The organism is Pseudoalteromonas sp. J2K-J599 (assembly GCF_059295115.2).
Genome location: NZ_CM200271.1, coordinates 2,278,227 through 2,299,802 on the forward strand (window position 1 = coordinate 2,278,227; position 21,576 = coordinate 2,299,802).

Consider the following 21,576-nt stretch of genomic DNA (forward strand, 5'->3'; position numbering starts at 1 on the left):
TTATTGCGCCTGAACACGTAGTTCGGCACTACTGCGAGCGCGATGCCCGAGTAAACTTTTTACGTCGCTTGATTTTGGTTTTACTAATTTGAACATCGGTAAGTACAGTTCAAAGTTAGCTAAAATGCTTTCTGCTCTGCACGAACCCGTAAGCTCTAAATGCTCAGCAATTAAGCCGCGTAAATGCTCTTGATGCGACGTTAATTCGTCTAGTGTTACTATTTCTACAAGCTCTGGATTAATGCGTTTTTCAAAATCATTTCGCTCATCTAAAATATAAGCAAAACCACCAGTCATACCCGCGCCAAAGTTAACACCTACATTACCAAGTACACACACAACGCCACCGGTCATGTATTCACAACCGTTGTCACCTACACCTTCAACAACCGCTTGCACACCTGAGTTACGAACTGCAAAGCGCTCACCGGCACAACCCGCTGCAAACAGTTTTCCGCCTGTAGCGCCATACAAACATGTGTTTCCAGCAATGGTTGCTTTATGGCTTTCAAAAGATGAGCCAAGTGGTGGACGAATAACTAACTTACCGCCTGCCATGCCTTTACCTACGTAATCGTTAGCATCGCCAACCAATGTCATTTCAAGACCACCGGCATTCCATACACCAAACGATTGACCCGCCGTACCGTGTAATTCAATTGCTACAGGGTCTGCCGCCATACCTTGATTACCGTGTTTATCAGCAATATAACCCGAAAGCATTGCACCTACAGAGCGGTCAGTATTACAAATACGACTCACAAGCGAGATACCGCTTGACGTATCGATTGCCTCTTGCGCTTTAGCTAATAAACTTTCGTTTAACTTACCTAGGTAATGCGAACTGTTAGGCGCACTACAATACAGCGTTTCGCCAGTTGGGTTGTTCGGCTGAGCAATAACAGACGATAAATCAATTTTCTTCTGCTTTGCAGTTTTGCCTTCAATTTCTTCTAATAAATCTAAACGACCAATTAAATCAGTTAAATTTGCAACGCCTAGGCTAGCCATAATTTCACGCGCTTCTTGCGCTATAAACTTAAAGTAGTTCATCGCCATTTCTGGTAAACCGTGATAATGCTTTTGACGAAGTGTTTCGTCTTGTGTTGCAACACCGGTCGCACAGTTATTTAAGTGACAAATACGTAAGTATTTACATCCAAGGGCAACCATTGGACCAGTACCAAAGCCAAAGCTTTCAGCACCTAAAATTGCCGCTTTAATAATATCTAAACCTGTTTTTAAGCCACCATCTGTTTGCAGGCGAATGCGATGACGAAGGCCATTTTCAACTAGTGCTTGCTGTGTTTCAGCAAGTCCAAGCTCCCATGGGCTACCTGCATATTTAACAGAAGTAAGTGGGCTTGCGCCTGTACCGCCGTCGTAGCCAGAAATAGTAATTAAATCGGCATATGCTTTAGCAACACCTGTTGCAATGGTTCCCACACCTGGCTCTGAAACAAGTTTTACAGAAATAAGTGCTTTAGGGTTTACTTGTTTTAAATCGAAAATTAGCTGTGCTAAATCTTCAATTGAGTAAATATCGTGATGAGGTGGTGGCGAAATTAACGTAACACCTGGTACCGAATAACGAAGCTTAGCAATATACGGCGTTACTTTTTCACCTGGTAATTGTCCACCTTCGCCTGGTTTTGCACCTTGCGCTACTTTAATTTGAATAACGTCAGCACTGCGTAAGTAATGAGGCGTTACACCAAATCGACCTGAAGCGACTTGCTTAATACGCGAGTTTTTCTCTGTACCATAACGCAGTTTATCTTCACCGCCTTCACCCGAGTTTGAACAACCACCTAAGCGGTTCATCGCAATTGCTAGCGCTTCATGAGCTTCTGGTGATAACGCACCAATACTCATTGCTGCTGAGTCAAAACGCTTGTATAGGTTTTCTGCAGACTCTACTTCATCGATGCTTATACCTTGCTCAGGTAGTTTAAGCGCTAACATATCGCGCAAAGTCGCAATTGGACGATTATTAACTAAATCAGCGTACGCACTGTAGTCTTTATATTCACCTGAGCGAACCGCTTTTTGCAGAGTTTGAATAACATCTGGATTATAAGCATGATACTCACCACCGTGGACGTACTTAAATAAACCACCGTGGCTTAATAATTTACGCTTACTTAAAGCAAGTTTGTGCAAACTTTGCTGATCGTCATCAAAGTCGGTAAAGCACGCACCTTGTATACGACTTGCAACGCCTTTAAAGCACATTTCAATAATCGCATCAGATAACCCCACCGCTTCAAACAACATTGAACAACGATAAGACGCAACCGTACTTATGCCCATTTTAGACATAATTTTGTACAAGCCCTTATTAATGGCTTTACGATAAGCAAGGGTCACTTCGCAATACGACTTATCAATAATTTTGCTGTCGCTCATCGCAACTAACGATTCATACGCAAGGTATGGATAAATTGCCGTAGCACCAAAACCTAATAGCACAGCAAACTGGTGCGCATCTCGCACGCTGCCAGTTTCAATGATAATGTTTGATTCACAGCGCAAGTTATTATCAACTAAGCGTTTTTGTACCGCACCTACAGCCATAGCTGCTGGAATTGGTAAATTTATTTCATCAAAGTTACGGTCAGTTAAAATAAGCATGATACAGCCCGCAGCTGCTTTTTCTTGTGCTTGGTCACAAATACGCGTAACCGCGTTTTCTAAACCCTCTTCAACTGTGTAGGTAATATCAATTTTACAGTAGCTGTAGTGCGCTTCATCAGCATTTAATAGCTGCTGCATATCTGCGTACATTAAAATTGGTGTATCAAACTGTAGGCGCTTAGCGTGGCCCGTTGTTTCGTTAAATACGTTTTGCTCACTACCAATACAGGTTGCAAGCGACATTACATGGTTTTCACGTAGTGGATCGATAGGTGGATTTGTTACTTGCGCAAATTTTTGGCGGAAGTAATCATAAAGTGAACGATGCCCTTCACTAAGCACAGCAAATGGCGTGTCATCACCCATTGAGCCTGTCGCTTCTTGGCCGTTTTCACCCATTACACGAATAACGCTATCAAGCTCTTCGTTGGTATAACCAAACATTTTTTGATATTTAGCTAGCGTTTCGTCATCAAATGAGCGATTACCAGCGTCTTGCTCAGTAAGTTCTTCAAATGGAACTAAACGTTTAACGTTTTCTTCAAGCCATGACTTGTAAGGATGGCGAGATTTTAAATCCTGATCGATTTCATCCGAGTGCCAGATTTTGCCAAGTTTAGTATCAATAACTAATAATTCACCTGGACCAACACGGCCTTTTTCAACCACTTCATCGGCAGTGTAATCCCAAATACCCACTTCTGATGCAAGCGTAATAAAACCATCTTGTGTAATTACATAACGTGCTGGGCGAAGTCCATTACGGTCAAGGTTACACGCCGCAAAACGACCATCCGACATAACAATACCTGCCGGGCCATCCCATGGTTCCATATGCATAGAGTTAAAGTCGTAAAATGCACGTAAATCGTCGTCCATTGCACGGTTTTTCTGCCATGCAGGCGGAACGAGCATACGCATAGCGCGGAATAAATCCATGCCGCCAGCTAAAAATAGCTCAAGCATATTATCTAGGCTTGATGAATCAGAACCGGTTTCGTTTACAAACGGCGCTGCGCTTTGTAAATCAGGAATAAGCGGTGACGCAAACTTATAAGAACGTGCGCGTGCCCACTGGCGGTTACCTTCAATAGTATTAATTTCACCATTGTGTGCTAAATAGCGGAAAGGTTGAGCTAAAGGCCAACGCGGCTGAGTATTAGTAGAAAAGCGCTGATGGAAAACACAAATCGCACTCGTCATACGAATATCAGCTAAATCTAGGTAAAAATTAGGTAAATCCGCAGGCATCATTAAGCCTTTATAGATAGTTACCAAACCAGATAGACTTGCGATATAGAAAGCTTCATCATCAACAATGCGCTTTTCAGCGCGGCGGCGTGCTACATATAAGCGACGCTCTAAGTCTTTAGAACGCCAACCTTCTGGCGCGCTAACAAAAATTTGTTCAAAACCTGGTAATTGCTGTACAGCAATAGGACCCAACATAGATGGGTCGGTTGGTACAACACGCCAACCTAAAATATTTAGCGTTTCTTTTTCTAATTCTTCGCTAAGTATTTGTTTTGCAGCTTGTGCTAAAACAGGGTCTGAATTTAAAAATATCATACCCACTGCGTAGTTTTTGCCTAAGTGCCAATTATGTTCACTGGCAATTGCACGGAAAAAGCTATCTGGTTTTTGTAATAATAAACCACAGCCATCACCTGTTTTACCATCGGCAGATATACCGCCACGGTGCTGCATGCGATCAAGCCCCGTAATAGCAGTACGAATAAGCCTATGACTAGCTTGACCATTAACTTGGGCTATTAAGCCAAAGCCACAATTTTCTTTTTCTAACTTTGAGTCGTATAACATAGACCCCTCCCCTTGCTGCACTGTTAGCGTGGATGAACTGCTCGACGATTTGCTAACAGACGGACAAAACTAGCCTCTATCTTAAATAGAGTCAATAGCACTTTGAATACATATTCACATTCTTGAATATTTCTCACTTCATAGCAAGATTTCTTTTTATCATTATTTTTAACATTTAGCGTTATTTTAACCACTATTTTTTCATGACACTGGTGTCAAGTTTAACATATTGTAAAAAACACAAGCACCCAAAGGTGCAGCTTACGTAAACGTAAAGGCAGGTAAAAGTGAATAAGTATTCAACACATGAAGGGCTATTCAGTTAACATTTAGATAGTTTTATGCTATTTCATTACTTTAATGGCTTAACATCCCCGATTATTGCTGCTCATTAGTATAGTTATGAAAGTTCATGTCCTTTTTTGTACATTAATAGTGAATTTTTATTTAAAGCGGTGTCCGATGCGGACATAAAACTGTCCGCGGACATCATTTTCAAGAACAAAAAATAAAAAGCACTTTAATATCAATGTGATAATAGTTGGCATATTAATCGTATAGCTTTACATATAATCGCTAATTGGAATTACCATGTTTACTCTAAGCTTATTTTTGCTCTCTCCTATTGCCGCCATTTGCACAGCAGCTTTATTACTGCTGTGCGAAAAATACATAAAAGCAATGTAGGGGGAATTAAATAATTAAAGATACCAGTGCACAAGACGTACAAGTAAAGGCACCTATAAACTATAAAAAATACGCGATCATCACTGCGGTTATTTTCATTGCAGCCTCTACAATTGCTTATATTTTTTTAACGAGTCATAGCGCTAAAAGCTCTATTAGCCGCTCAAAAGTACAGGTTGCAAAAGTACATGTTAAAGCGCTCATTCGAGATATTGCCGCCAGTGGTAAAATTGTTGCTGCTAATGCTCCTAAAATCTACAGTCCAGAACGTGGATTTATAGATTTAAAAGTAAAGGCCGGCGATACAGTAAAGCAAGGCAACACACTTGCCCTGCTGCAAAGCCCTGAGTTAACTAACGAATTAAAGCAACAGGAGTCTGTACTTAAAAGACTACAAGGCGAGCAGCAAAGGCAGCATTTGCAAGCAAGACGCCAAACACTCACTTTAAATAAAACACTCGATATGGCACAAGTTGAGCTTAATGCCGCTGAGCGCGAAAATCGCCGGGCGCAGTTATCAATTCAAAAGCACTTAATTAGCCAAATTGATCTTGAAAAAGCAGTTGATGATTTATCACGTGCAAAGCTCTCATATAAACATGCACAACAAGAGGTATTGCTTGCCAAAGACACGCTCGCCTTCGAGTCACAAGCCGCTAAAAGTGATGTGACCCGCCAACAACTTATCGTTGATGATTTAATCAGAAAAGTAAGCAACCTATCTATTAAGGCTACCGTTACTGGGATCGTGGGTAACCTATTAGTGCAACAAAAAGCCGCAGTGACGCAAAGCCAACCTCTTATGACTCTCGTCGACTTAAGTAATTTCGAAGCGGAACTTCAAGTACCTGAAAGTTACGCCAACGAATTAGGACTCGGTATGGAAGTAGAGCTTAAGTTAGGCAATGAAACAGTGATGGGGAATTTATCCGCCATATCACCAGAAGTTAATAATCGTGAAGTAACAGCACGCGTCCGATTTAAAGGTGTTACTAACAACATCCGTCAAAACCAACGCTTAACTGCTCGTATTTTACTCGACAACCGAGAAGGTGTAATGCAAGTAAAGCGCGGTGCATTTATGCAGCAAGGCGGAATTGTTGCTTATAAGGTAGAAGGCAATATTGCAAAGCGTATACCTATTACAATAGGCGCTACCAGCATTAATGCGGTTGAGCTTTTGAGCGGACTAAAAGAAAACGATGAGATTATTATTTCAAGCTACAGCGACTTTAAGCAAGCCGATACGATTTTATTAAATTAAACAGACGTTCTCAACCAACGCTAAAAATAATTAGGAACAACCATGTTACAAATGAACAATGTAAGTAAAGTATACCAAACAGAAATGGTACAAACCCATGCGCTTCGAGACTTTAACCTGCAAGTAAACGAAGGCGAATTTATTGCTGTTACCGGTCCTAGCGGCTCAGGAAAAACAACCTTTTTAAATATTGCAGGTATGCTCGAGCCTTTTAACGAAGGTGAATACCTGTTGGATGGTGTTAATGTTGGCAGCCTAAACGATAACCAACGTGCTGATTTACGTAATCAAAAAATTGGCTTTATATTCCAAGGCTTTAATTTGATCCCCGATTTAAATTTATATGAAAACATAGAAGTTCCTCTTCGCTATAGAGGGATTAAAGCAAATGAGCGGAAACGTCGAATTGAGCAATGCCTTGAACAAGTTGGTTTAGCATCTCGCGCTAAACACTTACCTCAACAACTCTCTGGTGGCCAGCAACAACGTGTGGCAATAGCCCGTGCGCTTGCCGGTGAACCTCGTTTTTTACTTGCCGATGAGCCAACAGGTAACCTTGACAGCTTAATGGCTCGCCAAGTTATGGAGTTACTTGAACAAATCAATCGCGACGGTGCCACTATTGTAATGGTAACGCATGATAGCGAATTAGCCCGCCGTGCTCCGCGTAATATTCAAGTAGTTGATGGGCAACTTGCCGACTTTACACTTTATCAAGGCGCGCAAACTATAAAAACAGCATCGGGGGTTTAACTAATGTTTATTCATTATTTAGATTTAAGTTGGCGCAGCTTCAAGCGCACCCCACTGGTTAGCTTTTTAATGGTACTGGCCATTGCGATAGGTATAGGCATAACAATGACCAGCCTTAGTGTTTATCACATGATGTCGGCCGATCCTATCCCAGAAAAAAGCAGCCAACTTTACAGTGTGCAATTACAAACAATGGACGATGGTAGTACGTGGTGGACAGAAGATAACATGCCACTGCAACTGACCTATCAAGATGCTGAGAACTTATTAAACGCACCCATGCCAGAGAAAAAAGTGGCTATGATGCGTACCGGCTTTTCAGTTTATCTAGACTCCGACAAAATAAAACCTTTTATAGGTAATGCTCGCATGACAACGCCTGACTTTTTTAGCATGTTTAATTTGTCATTTTTATACGGGGGGGCTTGGAGCAAAGAGCAAGAAGACTCTGCCGCACCTGTGGTTATTATTACCCAAGAGATAAACGATAGACTATTTGCTGGAAAAAACTCTGTCGGAGAACTGATTTACTTAGATGATGCAAGCTATCAAGTAGTTGGTGTTATTAACCATTGGCCTCTCAATATTAAATATTATGATTTAAACAACGGTGCATTTAATCAAGTAGAAGAGTTATTTATGCCCTTTAGCTTAATAAAGACAAAAGAGCTAGTAAGTTGGGGCAATAGCAATGGATGGAAACACGAAAACACACCAACCTTTGCAGATAAACTGCAATCTGAACAAGTATGGATCCAGTTTTGGGCAGAGCTAAATACGCTTGAACAAAAACAAGCCTATCAAAATTACTTATTAGCCTATATGCAAGAACAACAAAAACGTGGTCGATTTAATCGTAAAGAACTTGAGTATAAACTTCGCGATGTAAACCAATGGATGCAATACAACAACGTCGTCACCGAAGACAATAAAATTTTAGTGGGCCTGAGCTTTATGTTCTTAGGTGTCTGCTTAGCCAATATTTTAGGTTTACTTTTAGCTAAGTTTTTACGCAGAGCGCCAGAAGTAGGTGTAAGACGCGCATTAGGTGCTAGTAAAAGGCAAATATTTTTACAGCACTTAGTTGAGGTTGCCATGCTTGGCTTTATAGGTGGCATGCTAGGAATTGTACTAGCACAACTTGGTTTAATGGGCGTAGGGCAAAGCTACGACTACTATGAAAACTTAGCGACAATGGATTTAACCATGCTATTGAGCGCTCCATTGATTGCAATTACAACCTGCATTTTAGCTGGTTTGTACCCAGCTTGGTTAGTGTGTAAAACCAATCCTGCTATTTATCTTAAGAGCCAATAAGGAATGTCACAATGTTAGAAATAAAACCTATATTTAACGCCTTATGCCGCTCAAAGGTGGGCGCTGTATTACTACTAATTCAAATTGCAATTACCACAGCTATAGTCAGTAATGCTGCATTTATTATTCAAGATAGAATTAGCTATTTAAACCAAGAAACGGGCTACCCTGAGCAAGATATATTTAAGTTTAATGTAATGACCTTTGGTACTGATATTAACTTAAGCCAGCAGTTTGAGCTTGATGAAAGCATGCTTAGAAAAATGCCAGGCGTAGTTGATGCCGCATTAAGCAGTAGTATTCCGCTATCAGGGGGTGGCAGCGCTTCGAGCTTTAATTTAAAACCTGCTCCACAAGAAGGCCTAAGTGTCAGGACCGCTTATATTTTTATAGATGACCACGCAATTAATACCTACGGCGTTAACTTAATTGCAGGGCGAAACTTTACCGAAGATGAAGTGCTCGTTAAAAACGAAATTACACAAAAGCGCACCAACGTCACTATAGTCACTAAAGCCTTACTTGATGAGCTCTACCCTGATGGAGATGGTTTAGGAAAGATAGTTTATTTTGGTGACCTACCACTTAAAGTTATTGGCGTGATCGGAAAAATGAAAGGCCCGTGGCTCAAAGACAGTAAACCCGATAATCTTGCGTTTATTCCTTATATTAAAGCAGAAAGTTATGCACAAGTTGCCGTTCGTACTAAGCCTGGTCAGCGAGCAGCTGTAATGAAAGAAATAGAAAATGCTATGCTCGAAAATTACAGCAAACGCGTTATTAACAACATTAAAGGGCTTGATGAATTAAAAAATGAGTATACCGCTCAAGATCGCCTAATGATGCGCATGCTCATAGTATTAATCACTATTTTAGTGCTTATAACCACTCTCGGTATTTTTGGCTTAACCTTATTTAATATTAGCAAACGTACTAAGCAAATTGGTACACGCAGAGCACTTGGCGCAAGAAAGTCAGCTATTGTTAGCTACTTTTTAGTAGAAAATGCATTAATTTGTAGCCTAGGTTTAGCCTTAGGGGTAGTAACAGCAATACTACTTGGGAAAATGTTAATGCAGTATTTTTCTGTAGCCGCACTACCGCCAAGTTATATAGCCGTTACCGCCATTGCCGTATTTTTAATGAGTTTACTTGCAGTATTAGCGCCGGCTAAACGCGCTGCTAATATTTCGCCCAGTATCGCAACTCGCACTATTTAATAATATGTAAATCACTATGCTACACTGCTTAGTAAGGCAGTGTAGCCATTAAAAAATTATAAAAATAACCTATGACTCATAAAATACTCATTGTTGATGATAACCAAGCAGTACTCGACGCACTTTCATTGTTGCTCGAGATCCACGACTTTTCGGTAGTCACTGCAACAAATCCGTTTGATGCTCTGCAAATAGTTCGCTATCAGCGAATTGAGCTTGTAATTCAAGACATGAACTTTACCAGTGACACGACCTCTGGTGAAGAAGGTAAAGCCTTGTTTTATGAACTACGAGAAATAAACTCACACCTCCCTATTATACTTATTACAGCCTGGACCGAACTTGCCACCGCCATTGAGCTTGTAAAAGCCGGTGCTGCTGATTACTTACCAAAACCCTGGGATGATGCAAAACTACTAGTTTGTATCGGTAACTTAATAGAGCTAGGCAGTGCTAAAAAAATAGTGGCGACACATAATCGCCACCAACAAGAACGTGAAGGTACATTTAAAAATGCAGACCTTGCTGGGCTAATATTTAAAAGTACTGCGATGGAACGACTGGTTACTATGGCGCTACAAGTGGCTAAATCTGATATATCTGCATTAATTACAGGCCCTAATGGGAGTGGCAAAGAGTGTATTGCGCATATTATTCAAAAAAACTCCCCACTTGTATCGCAACCTTTTATTAAGGTAAACGCAGGTGCATTACCGCAAGAACTTATAGAGGCCGAACTTTTTGGCGCTGAAGCTGGCGCATACACGGGGATAACTAAACAACGTATTGGTCGATTTGAAGCAGCTGATGGCGGTACGTTATTTTTAGATGAAATTGGTAATTTACCACTTTCAGGACAAATAAAATTACTACGCGTACTACAAACCGGCGAGTTTGAACGTTTAGGCTCAACGCAAACACGAAAAGTAAATGTGCGCGTTATATCGGCCACTAACGAAAACTTACTACAAGCAATTGAACAAGGTCGATTTAGGGAAGACTTATACTATCGCCTTAATGTAATTGAGCTGAATGTGCCTGCCCTTAGCGAAAGACAAGATGATGTTTTAGCACTTATTAGCCATTTTTTACCTCACCGAGAGCTGACTATAAACACAGAGCAAGCACTTCAACACTACAAATGGCCAGGTAACGTGCGAGAGTTAGAAAACGCTTGTAAACGCGTAGCGGTACTAAAACCTAAAGGTACGCTTACAGTCGATGACTTTGCACTTTCGTCACCGGTTACTGCTCAACAAGAAGCAAAAGCAGAGCCGACCAAGCAGGAAATAGAACACGCAATGCGCGCTCATCAAGGTGTTATAGCCAAAGTGGCCCGTGAATTTGGTTTAAGCCGACAAGCACTTTACAGACGGTTACAAAAAATGGGTATTGATTATTAATGCCAAACTTTATTAGCAACTTTACCCTAAGCCAAAAGGTTGTATTAATTTGCGGGCTTTGTAGCGCGCTGCCTGTTGTTATTATTGCCGCGCTAAGTAACTTGGATGTTTACTACACTCTGTTTTTGATATTACTAACGCTTACATTTAGCACACTGCTTTCAAGAGCTCTCACCAAGCCAATAAAGCTTGGCATGCAATCGCTTGAAACCGGATTACTTAATTTTAAAGATGGTGAGCTCTCTAGTTTGCTTGCGTATAAAAGTAATGATGAACTTGGAAAACTATGCCAACTTTATAATCAAACCGCAAAACAGCTTCGCCAAGAAAAACAATGGATTTACCAGCGCGAGTTAATGCTTGATAAAGTATTGCAAAGCTCGCCGCAAGCGTTATTGCTGGTCAATGATAATAATACGGTGGTATTTAGTAATTTAATTAGCCGTAGTTTATTTAATAGCGCAACTCGCCTTGAAGGTATGCAACTAAGTAAGTTACTCGAAAATTCGCCTCTGCAATTAGTATCAGCTATAGAGCATGGTATTGATGGCCTCTTTAATATAGAAATAGAGAATCAAGACTCACAAACTTGGCATTTAGCCACTGGGGAGTTTTTACTCAATAACCAAAAGCATCATTTATATATATTTAAACAGTTAACACGTGAACTTAGTCGCCAAGAAGTTGCCGTGTGGAAAAAGGTAATACGCATTATCAGCCACGAATTGAATAATTCACTCGGCCCTATGTCGTCCATGTTACACAGCGCACAATTGCTCGCAAATAAAGTTGATGAGCCCCGCCTTGCCCGTGTATTTGCAACTATTGATGAGCGAATTAGTCATCTAACTGAATTTGTACAAGGCTATGGTAAGTTTGCTAAATTACCTCAGCCACAAAAAACACAGGTTAACTGGCAAAACACACTCAATAATTTAAAAAATCACTGGCAATTTAGCTACGAAATAAAAAATTCACACAATGAATTACAAGCTGATCAAACACAACTCGAGCAGCTACTCATAAACCTATTAAAAAATTCACACGAGTCAGGCTCCAACGTCAATGAAATACATATTCAGGTCGAGTTTGTACCCCAAGCATGTGTTATAAATGTAAGTGACTGCGGCAAAGGAATGAGCGAGCAAGTAATGGCAAACGCTCTAGTGCCCTTTTATTCAACAAAAAGTGCGGGGAGTGGTTTAGGGCTAGCCTTATGCAGAGAAATAGCAGAGGCGCACCAAGGGCATATAAGTTTACATAACAAAATAGAGGGCGGCTTAAACGTACAAGTGAGCCTTCCTTATTCATAAATTTACACAAATTAAAAACAACAAAGCCACTTAAAAAGTGGCTTTGTGTTTAAAGAGCTTAATAACCTGATAGCAGGTTGAGTAATAAATTACTCTGCGTCAGCTTCTTTATATTTAGCAGCAGTTTCAGTAATTAACGGCTGTAATTCACCGCGTTGAAACATTTCGATAATAATGTCACAACCACCAACTAATTCGCCATCTACCCAAAGTTGTGGGAATGTTGGCCAATTTGCGTATGCTGGAAGCTCAGCACGAATGTCTGGATTAAGTAAAATATCAACGTATGCAAATGGTTCACCACATGACATTAACGCTTGCGATGCTTGTGAAGAAAAACCACAATTTGGTAATTTTGGTGACCCTTTCATGAAAAGGATTATTGGATTTTCTGAAATTTGCTGTTTAATTTTATCAATGGTTTCCATCTACAACCTCAAAGTAACGATAGCTAAATATATTTAGGTCTTGAAAATAACTCATCGTGACCACAAATATATAACTTAAAATGGGCAAATAAAGCCGCAATTGAAATAGTCTTTCGCAATAGCATTGCTGTTTGCTTAAACTTGAGTAAAATACTCAACAATTATAGTAACACTATATTACCGCTTGGTATAGGTAACTGCTCTGTTTCAACAGGCATTACGTATTACCAAATGGACTATCAACCAAAGAAGATGGAGATAAAAAAATGGCATTTGAACTACCGTCACTACCATATGCAATCGACGCACTTGAGCCACATATTTCAAAAGAAACGCTAGAGTTTCACCATGGCAAACACCACAACACTTACGTGGTTAAGCTTAATGGTTTAATCCCTGGTACTGAGTTTGAAAACAAATCTCTAGAAGAGATCGTATGTTCATCAGAAGGCGGCGTATTTAACAACGCAGCACAAATCTGGAACCATACTTTTTACTGGAACAGCTTATCTCCAAACGGCGGCGGCGAGCCTACTGGCGCAATTGCTGATGCAATCAACGCTAAATGGGGTTCTTTTGATGCGTTTAAAGATGCATTAAATGACAAAGCAGTAAATAACTTTGGTTCAAGCTGGACGTGGTTAGTTAAGCTTGCTGATGGTTCACTAGACATCGTTAATACATCTAACGCTGCTACACCATTAACTGATGATGGCGTTACTCCAATCCTTACAGTGGATTTATGGGAACACGCTTACTACATCGATTACCGTAACGTTCGTCCAGATTACCTTAAAGGTTTTTGGTCGCTTGTTAACTGGGAATTCGCGAACGCTAACTTCGCTTAATTAGCCTTTAAACGCTAATGTAAAAAAGACGCTTAGGCGTCTTTTTTTGTTTGTTGTTTATCACACCTAAGCGCCTCATCATTTAATAAAACGCTTTTAGTAACATGATCTTTTTTCACTTAAATTTTTAATTTTATTGCACAAAAATACACATTCGTGACTAGACTTTAAAAGGTAAGCACCTTTTTACAGCGGGTTTCGGAGGTTATTATGACGATTTTTGAGCATTACCAAGCACGATACGAAGCGGCACAGGAAGAAGAATACAGTATCGCTGAATTTCTTGAGATTTGTAAAACCGATAAGTCTGCCTACGCCAGCGCACCAGAACGCCTACTCATGGCAATTGGCGAACCACACATGGTAGATACCGCAAGGGATGCACGACTAAGTCGATTATTTTCAAATAGAGTAGTTGCGCGCTACCCTGCCTTTGCTGATTTTTATGGTATGGAAGACGCCATTGAGCAAATAGTCTCTTATTTAAAACATGCGGCTCAGGGGCTAGAAGAATGCAAACAAGTGCTTTATTTACTTGGACCTGTTGGTGGGGGTAAATCATCCATTGCTGAAAAACTAAAGTATTTAATGCAACAAGTGCCTATTTATTCAATTAAAGGGTCTCCTGTAAACGATCACCCCCTCTCCTTGTTTGATCCTATCGAAGATGCAGACGTACTCAGCAAAGAATACGGTATTAAACCGCGCTACTTAAAAACCATTATGTCGCCTTGGGCTGGCAAACGCTTAAAAGAGTTCAATGGTGATATAAGCCAGTTTAGAGTGGTTAAACGCTACCCTTCTATTTTAAACCAAATAGGCATTGCCAAAACCGAACCTGGAGATGAAAACAACCAAGATATTTCAGCACTGGTTGGTAAGGTCGATATTCGCCAGCTTGAGCACTTTGCCCAAAACGATCCTGATGCATACGCCTACTCTGGCTCTTTATGTTTAGCTAACCAAGGGCTGATGGAATTTGTAGAAATGTTTAAAGCGCCTATTAAAGTGCTGCACCCTTTACTTACCGCAACCCAAGAAGGTAACTATAACGGCACAGAAGGCATTAGTGCCCTGCCCTTTAATGGCATGATCCTCGCTCACTCGAATGAGTCTGAGTGGCAAACCTTTAAAAACAATAAAAACAACGAAGCATTTTTAGACCGTGTTTATATTGTAAAAGTCCCTTATTGCTTACGTGTAACTGAAGAAATTAAAATTTACGACAAATTACTTGAGCACAGTGAGCTATACAACGCGCCATGTGCACCGGGTACACTTAAAACATTGGCGCAATTTACGACGCTATCACGTTTAAAAGAGCCAGAAAATTCAAGTATCTATTCTAAAATGCGGGTATACGATGGCGAGACCCTAAAAGACACCGACCCTAAAGCAAAATCGTATCAAGAGTATCGTGATTACGCAGGGGTTGATGAAGGTATGACGGGGCTCTCTACCCGCTTTGCGTTTAAAATTTTGTCCCGTGTGTTTAACTTTGATACCACTGAGGTTGCTGCAAATCCAGTGCATTTGTTCTATGTGCTTGAGCAACAGATAGAGCGCGAGCAATTTTCAAGTGAAATAGAAGAGCGTTATTTAAGCTTTTTAAAAGGCTATTTAATTCCACAATATGTCGAGTTTATAGGTAAAGAACTGCAAACCGCTTATTTAGAATCGTATTCGGAATACGGACAAAATATTTTTGACCGTTATGTTATTTATGCAGATTTTTGGATACAAGACCAAGAATATCGCGACCCCGATACAGGACAGCTATTTGACCGCGCAGCGCTAAACGCTGAACTTGAAAAAATAGAAAAGCCAGCGGGTATTTCTAATCCTAAAGATTTTCGTAATGAAATAGTGAACTTTGTACTGCGTGCCCGTGCACACAACAACGGTAAAAACCCACTATGGACAAGCTACGAAAAACTACGCACGGTGATTGAGAAAAAAATGTTCTCTAATACCGAAGATTTACTACCCGTTATTTCGTTTAATACTAAAACGTCTGCAGAGGATCAGCAAAAGCACGAAGACTTTGTGAACCGTATGGTCGAAAAAGGCTATACACAAAAACAAGTTCGCTTGCTTTCTGAGTGGTATTTACGGGTTAGAAAATCGCAATAACCTTCATAGTCGTAGTATATAGGAGGTCAATATGGCGCATTTTATAGATAGGCGTTTAAACGGAAAAAATAAAAGTACGCTTAATCGCCAGCGCTTTATTAGGCGCTATAAAAAACAAATTAAAGAAGCGGTTTCAGATGCGATTAACAAACGCAGCGTTACCGATTCAAGCTCTGGTGAGAGTATTTCTATTCCACAACGCGATATCAGCGAACCTACATTTCATCAAGGGCAAGGCGGGAATAGAGAACAAATTCACCCTGGTAACGATCAGTTTTCTACAGGTGATAAAATTGAGCGCCCTAAAGGCGGACAAGGCGGTGGTGCCGGTGAAGGTGACGCCAGCGATTCGGGCGAGGGACAAGATGAGTTTGTATTTTCAATATCAAAAGATGAATACCTTGATTTACTGTTTGAAGATCTAGAACTTCCTAACTTACAAGAAAACCAACTTGATAAGTTAGTGCAAATGAAAACCCATCGCGCAGGATTTTGTAGCGACGGCATGCCAAGTAATATTGACATTGTCCGCTCATTACAAGGCTCGCTTGCGCGGCGTGTTGCCATGAGTGCAGGTAAAAAACGCCGACTAGTCGAGCTTGAAAAACAACTTGATGCGTTGCTTGATGAGCAACATAGCGATAAAGCGGCAATTACTTTATTACAAAAAGAAATTGCTGCATTAAAAGTACAAATTAAATCGGTCCCGTTTATTGATAACTACGATTTACGTTTTCGTAATTACGAAAAGCGCCCTCACCCCACCAGCAAAGCGGTGATGTTTTGTATTATGGATGTGTCAGGCTCAATGGATCAGCCAACAAAAGATATGGCAAAGCGTTTTTATATTTTGCTCTATCAATTTTTAACACGCAGTTATAAAGACATAGAAGTTGTTTATATTCGCCACCACACACAAGCTAAAGAAGTAGACGAACAAGAGTTTTTTTACTCCCAAGAAACTGGCGGTACTATTGTTTCGAGCGCTCTTAAATTAATGAACGAAATAATAAAAGAGCGTTATCACGCAAATGAGTGGAATGTATACGCCGCACAAGCCTCTGATGGCGATAACTGGGCGGACGACACCCCGCAGTGTGGTGAAATATTACGTAATAAGCTCTTAAGCGCAGTACGCTATTTTGCTTATATTGAAATAACCACTCGTGCTCATCAAAGCCTATGGCGCGAATATGAATCTATAACACACAGCCATAATAATTTCGCCATACAGCATATTCAAAGCGTTGAAGATATTTACCCAATTTTTAGGGAGCTATTTAAAAAAGGTCGTCAACAGCAAAACTCTGCATAGCCAAAAGCGAGGTAGTATTATGAATGATAAACGATTGAGTGATGGCCCAGATTGGACTTTTGATTTATTAGATGAGTACCAAGATGAAATTGCTCGTGTTGCAGCTCACTACAGGTTAGACACTTACCCTAATCAAATTGAAGTGATAACCGCAGAGCAAATGATGGATGCTTATTCAAGCGTTGGTATGCCTATTGGCTACAGTCATTGGTCTTACGGTAAAAAGTTCATTCAAACAGAGCAAAATTATAAGCGCGGACAAATGGGTCTCGCTTACGAAATAGTGATAAATTCAGACCCTTGTATTGCGTACTTAATGGAAGAAAACACCCTACCTATGCAAGCGCTTGTAATGGCACATGCGTGTTACGGACATAACTCATTTTTTAAAGGTAATTACTTATTTAAAACCTGGACCGATGCAGGTTCAATTATTGATTACTTGGTATTTGCTAAAAACTACATAAGCCGCTGTGAAGAAAAGCATGGTATTACACGGGTAGAAGCCCTACTCGACTCATGTCATGCATTAATGAATTACGGGGTCGATCGCTACAAACGTCCACAACAAATATCACTATTTGAAGAGCAAAAGCGCCAACAAGAGCGCGAAGACTACCTTCAATCGCAAGTAAACGAATTATGGCGAACTATTCCTGAGCAACAGCAAGAAACCAAAAAGAAAGTCCGCCATTTTCCTTCTGAACCTCAAGAAAATATCTTGTATTTTATTGAAAAAAATGCCCCATTACTCGATTCTTGGCAACGTGAAGTGATACGTATTGTACGTAAAATTTCGCAATACTTTTATCCACAAAAACAAACTCAAGTAATGAATGAAGGTTGGGCAACTTTTTGGCATTACACCATCCTTAATCACTTATATGATGAGGGAAAGCTCACCGACTCTTTCATGTTAGAGTTTTTACAAAGCCACACCAACGTAGTTTATCAGCCACCTTATAACAGTAAATATTATTCAGGCATTAACCCATATGCTTTAGGCTTTAATATGATGGTTGATATTCGCAGAATATGTGAACACCCAACTGAAGAAGATAAACGCTGGTTTCCTGAATATGCAGGTAGTAACTGGCTAGATACACTGCATTTTGCAATGGAAAACTTTAAAGATGAGAGTTTTATTAGCCAGTTTTTATCGCCTAAGTTAATTCGTGATTTTAAATTATTTACTATTATTGACCATACTAATAATCCCCATTTAGAGATTGGCGCAATACATAACGACAACGGCTATAAGGCTGTGAGAGAAGCACTCTCAGCGCAGTACAATTTAAGTAATCATGAGCCTAACATTCAAGTGTATGATGTTGATATTAGAGGTGACCGTTCATTAACCCTACGCTATGTACCTCATAACAATATTCCTTTAGCAAACTCGCACGAGGAAGTGCTTAAGCATCTTTACAGATTATGGGGCTTTAAAGTAAAACTAGAGCAAGAGTCAAATTCTGGTGAGGTTTCAATGATTGGTCAATGCCCAATAGATGACTCTCGACACACAACACAATAATGAAGGGCAATACAATTTTCATACTGATTGGGTTTGCTCAGCAAATTGTAAAAACACGGTATTATTTAACTCTAAATTCTGGATATAAAAATGACGCTTAAGCGTCATTTTTTATATCTTCGTAGGCTATTACTTTATTTCGCCCTGTATTTTTAGACTGGTACAGTGCTTTATCTGCAGCCTCTATCCAGCGCTCATGATTTTGAAAATCATTACTGCTACCAGCCAGCCCTATACTTACCGTCATTGTTATTTCAAAGTGTTTATACTTAACAGGGTTAGTTTCAATCAATACCCTTAAACGCTCAGCAAATATAAAAGCGCCTTCTTTGTCTGTATCAAGTAATGTCACTGCAAACTCTTCACCGCCATAGCGCCCTGCAACATCAGTCTCGCGCAGCGTCGTACGTAGTAGGTTAGATAAATGACGAAGCGATTCATCACCACAGCTATGGCCATATTCATCATTTATTTTTTTAAAGTGATCAATATCAAACATTAATAATGTACTACAGCCACCACTTCGCTTAACTCTTAAAAACTCTTGGCGTAGCGTACCTTCCCAATGTCCACGGTTTGCAAGCTGCGTTAAGCTATCTGTTTGACTTACTTGTTCTAATTTTTTGTTTAACTCTTCAAGCTCTTTTTTATTTACCGCGACATCTGTTACATCATACAAAATAATACAAATGTGGCTAACTTCGCCCATCGTATTGGTAAGAGGGATGAATGTCGCATTTTGATACATGTAATCAGCTTTACCAGTAATAGGTCGATAATTTTTAAACCTAAAAATGTATGGCTGCTGCTCCCAAATCGTAAAAGAGCGGTTTTTTAAAACAAAAACCGACTCAGATTTACTTCTAAACCATTTTTCGTCTATTGCTGGAAATAAATCAAATAGATCTTTATCTTTTACTGCGCTTGGTAGAAGCCCTGAGTGGTTTTCCATAAAACCATTCCATACACACACCTTATAATCCCTATCGAGTACCACAAGGCCTACATCAACGGTATTAAACATATCCATTAACCAATGGATCTCATTCATTTCTAAATCAGCGGCCATAACTTAATCTTCTAATAGGTAAGCAACTTTATACTTCAAAGTTTTAAGTGAATCTTCAGTAAATAACAGCATGAGGTCGCAATTTATATCATGGTTTTCAATACCGTAACTAATCTCTATTGCAAGGGTGCGTTGCCAACGTGACTTGTTTGATTTAACCAACTCAGATACATCTCTGTGTTGGCCAAGTACAATCGGGTGCCCTTGACTAAATGACATATCGAGTTGTTTTGAAAGACCCGTTAAAATAGCGCCTATCAAAATATTACTAATATCCATAAGCAGCTCAAGTTCAACTTTATCGTTTAACTCGCCGTCATAGTTCATCAAAGAAGCTATTTCTTTAAAGCTTGAATCATTTAAAAGTAATAGCGCCTCGCCCGAAATACCACCGCCAATAAAGCCCTGGCACACACCCGATGTAGCTGCGTTATTATCTATAGACTGCAGCGCCATATCGAGTTCATTAACTTCCAAAATATTCACATTAGGAATTGGTAACTCTACAAATACGTTAAGAAGACGTGCAAGTAAATCCCCAGCCTGCCCCATAGCAACGTTAGTTAGCTCTTGGTATATATCCCGAACATCAGGGTCGACTTGCTCTCCTAGCGAATGAGAGAGACGCTCACGCATGGCTTTATCTTTAATCCCATGGTGTTCAATTATGCTGGCTAGTTTTTCGGGAGAACATGGTTTTTGAATAAAATCGATAGCACCAAGCTCAAGCACTCTTTGGTGTGCACTTGGTTGTATATCACCAGAGACGACAACAGTGAGAATATTAAGCCCCTGTTCTTTCATAGCGATTAATACTTCATAACCGTCCATTTCTGGCATGTTTAAATCGAGAAAAAGTATCTCTGGTTCAATTAACTTTATTTGCTTTATACAATCAACGCCGTCAAGTGCAAATTCAACTTTAATGTCCCAATCTTCAGGTAATGAGCGAGCCAACTGACGTCTAGCTAATTTCGAGTCATCACATATTAATACCGATGTTGACATATTATCTCTCTGTTTCTAAACCAGTAATGAGCATTAAAATCATTTTATGATGGTTTTTATTTTTATTATTGAAGATATCTTTTGTAACTTCATGTTAATCAAAGTTTAGCATAGTTACAATTTTTATATTTCAGAGCTAATACCCACTCTATTAAGCAGGTTTAATCACTTGGTAACTATAGCCCAGTATAATACACTGACGCCCATTGCGTTAATTTAAAAGGAAATACCTTATGTTACGTTCACTTGCCTTTGCTTTGAGTGCATTTTGTTCTGTGGCTATTGCAGCCGACTATCCAGAAAACACGCTTGATGCAGGAAAAGTATCCGCGCAAGGCAAACCAGTCACTTTATTAGGTCAAGGTATCTCAATTGGAGATAGTGCGCCAAACTTTAAAGTTGTTGATGACAACTTTATTCCAGTGACACTTGAGGATTACAAAGGCCAAGCTGTATTAATAAGTGTAGTACCCAGCCTAGATACCGGCATTTGTAGCCTGCAAACTAAGCACTTTAATGAAAAAGTAGCCTCACAATTCCCAAGTGTAGTTATGCTAACAATTAGTGCTGATTTACCATTTGCTCAAAAGCGTTTTTGCAAAGCTGAAAATATCGATAAAATCATTACGTTATCAGATTCTGTTTGGCGTGATTTTGGTCAAAAATACGGATTGATTATTAAAGATATGGGCTTACTAACGCGAACTGTATTTATTTTGGATGAAAGCCATAACGTCATTTATAAACAGTTAGTTAGTAGCCTTTCAACTGAACCTGAATACAACAGCGTGATTGAAAAACTTAAAACACTGTAAAGTCCATTAAG

Annotated in this window: 15 protein-coding genes; 11 read left to right on the forward strand and 4 right to left on the reverse strand. The window is 39.8% G+C overall.

The features are described from left to right. Positions 1 to 4,458, reverse strand: coding sequence for a glutamate synthase large subunit (gene gltB, locus AC5NT5_RS10285; RefSeq protein WP_494512861.1), 4,458 nt, complete (start codon positions 4,456 to 4,458; stop codon positions 1 to 3). 697 nt (positions 4,459 to 5,155) lie between these two features. Here gltB and AC5NT5_RS10290 point away from each other — a divergent pair. The 6 genes from AC5NT5_RS10290 to AC5NT5_RS10315 all read left to right on the forward strand — a co-directional run bounded on the left by AC5NT5_RS10290 (position 5,156) and on the right by AC5NT5_RS10315 (position 12,415). Next, entirely contained in the window at positions 5,156 to 6,409 is a 1,254-nt protein-coding gene (locus AC5NT5_RS10290; protein ID WP_494513221.1) for an efflux RND transporter periplasmic adaptor subunit, read from the forward strand. 42 nt (positions 6,410 to 6,451) lie between these two features. Beyond that, positions 6,452 to 7,162 (forward strand): ABC transporter ATP-binding protein, encoded by a 711-nt coding sequence (locus AC5NT5_RS10295; RefSeq protein WP_004335374.1) that lies wholly within the window; start codon positions 6,452 to 6,454, stop codon positions 7,160 to 7,162. Positions 7,163 to 7,165: 3 nt separating this feature from the next. After that, entirely contained in the window at positions 7,166 to 8,479 is a 1,314-nt protein-coding gene (locus AC5NT5_RS10300) for an ABC transporter permease (protein WP_494512860.1), read from the forward strand. A gap of 11 nt (positions 8,480 to 8,490) precedes the next feature. Further along, positions 8,491 to 9,699 carry an ABC transporter permease gene (locus AC5NT5_RS10305; RefSeq protein WP_494512859.1) on the forward strand — a complete coding sequence of 403 codons (1,209 nt, stop codon included), beginning with the start codon at positions 8,491 to 8,493 and terminating at the stop codon, positions 9,697 to 9,699. Positions 9,700 to 9,770: 71 nt separating this feature from the next. Continuing rightward, positions 9,771 to 11,102, forward strand: a complete 1,332-nt coding sequence (locus tag AC5NT5_RS10310) for a sigma-54-dependent transcriptional regulator (protein WP_494512858.1) — start codon at positions 9,771 to 9,773, stop codon at positions 11,100 to 11,102. Further along, entirely contained in the window at positions 11,102 to 12,415 is a 1,314-nt protein-coding gene (locus AC5NT5_RS10315; protein WP_494512857.1) for a sensor histidine kinase, read from the forward strand. The genes AC5NT5_RS10310 and AC5NT5_RS10315 overlap by 1 nt, the downstream gene beginning before the upstream one ends. Before the next feature lie 89 nt (positions 12,416 to 12,504). On the opposite strand, the gene AC5NT5_RS10320 is transcribed toward AC5NT5_RS10315, so the two are convergent. After that, complete coding sequence (locus AC5NT5_RS10320; protein ID WP_004335359.1) at positions 12,505 to 12,843, reverse strand: Grx4 family monothiol glutaredoxin; 339 nt, start codon at positions 12,841 to 12,843, stop codon at positions 12,505 to 12,507. 266 nt (positions 12,844 to 13,109) lie between these two features. Here AC5NT5_RS10320 and AC5NT5_RS10325 point away from each other — a divergent pair, with 266 nt between their 5' ends. The 4 genes from AC5NT5_RS10325 (at position 13,110) to AC5NT5_RS10340 (ending at position 18,673) form a co-directional block, all read left to right on the forward strand. Next, entirely contained in the window at positions 13,110 to 13,691 is a 582-nt protein-coding gene (locus AC5NT5_RS10325) for a superoxide dismutase (protein WP_494512856.1), read from the forward strand. Between the two features lie 210 nt (positions 13,692 to 13,901). Next, on the forward strand, positions 13,902 to 15,824 hold the full coding sequence (locus tag AC5NT5_RS10330; protein WP_494512855.1) for a PrkA family serine protein kinase: 1,923 nt from the start codon (positions 13,902 to 13,904) through the stop codon (positions 15,822 to 15,824). Positions 15,825 to 15,855: 31 nt separating this feature from the next. Then, a complete protein-coding gene (locus AC5NT5_RS10335; RefSeq protein WP_149602426.1) occupies positions 15,856 to 17,139 on the forward strand; it encodes a YeaH/YhbH family protein in 1,284 nt (427 codons plus the stop codon). Between the two features lie 19 nt (positions 17,140 to 17,158). Continuing rightward, positions 17,159 to 18,673, forward strand: a complete 1,515-nt coding sequence (locus AC5NT5_RS10340; protein WP_494512854.1) for a SpoVR family protein — start codon at positions 17,159 to 17,161, stop codon at positions 18,671 to 18,673. Between the two features lie 97 nt (positions 18,674 to 18,770). On the opposite strand, the gene AC5NT5_RS10345 is transcribed toward AC5NT5_RS10340, so the two are convergent. Beyond that, positions 18,771 to 19,742 (reverse strand): sensor domain-containing diguanylate cyclase, encoded by a 972-nt coding sequence (locus AC5NT5_RS10345; RefSeq protein ID WP_494512853.1) that lies wholly within the window; start codon positions 19,740 to 19,742, stop codon positions 18,771 to 18,773. Positions 19,743 to 19,745: 3 nt separating this feature from the next. Next, the gene (locus AC5NT5_RS10350) at positions 19,746 to 20,750 is read right to left on the reverse strand and encodes a response regulator (RefSeq protein ID WP_024590825.1); all 1,005 of its coding nucleotides are present in this window, start codon (positions 20,748 to 20,750) and stop codon (positions 19,746 to 19,748) included. Between the two features lie 233 nt (positions 20,751 to 20,983). On the opposite strand from AC5NT5_RS10350, the gene tpx reads away from it, so the two are divergent. Continuing rightward, complete coding sequence (gene tpx / locus AC5NT5_RS10355) at positions 20,984 to 21,565, forward strand: thiol peroxidase (protein WP_182671668.1); 582 nt, start codon at positions 20,984 to 20,986, stop codon at positions 21,563 to 21,565. Positions 21,566 to 21,576 lie beyond the last annotated feature (11 nt).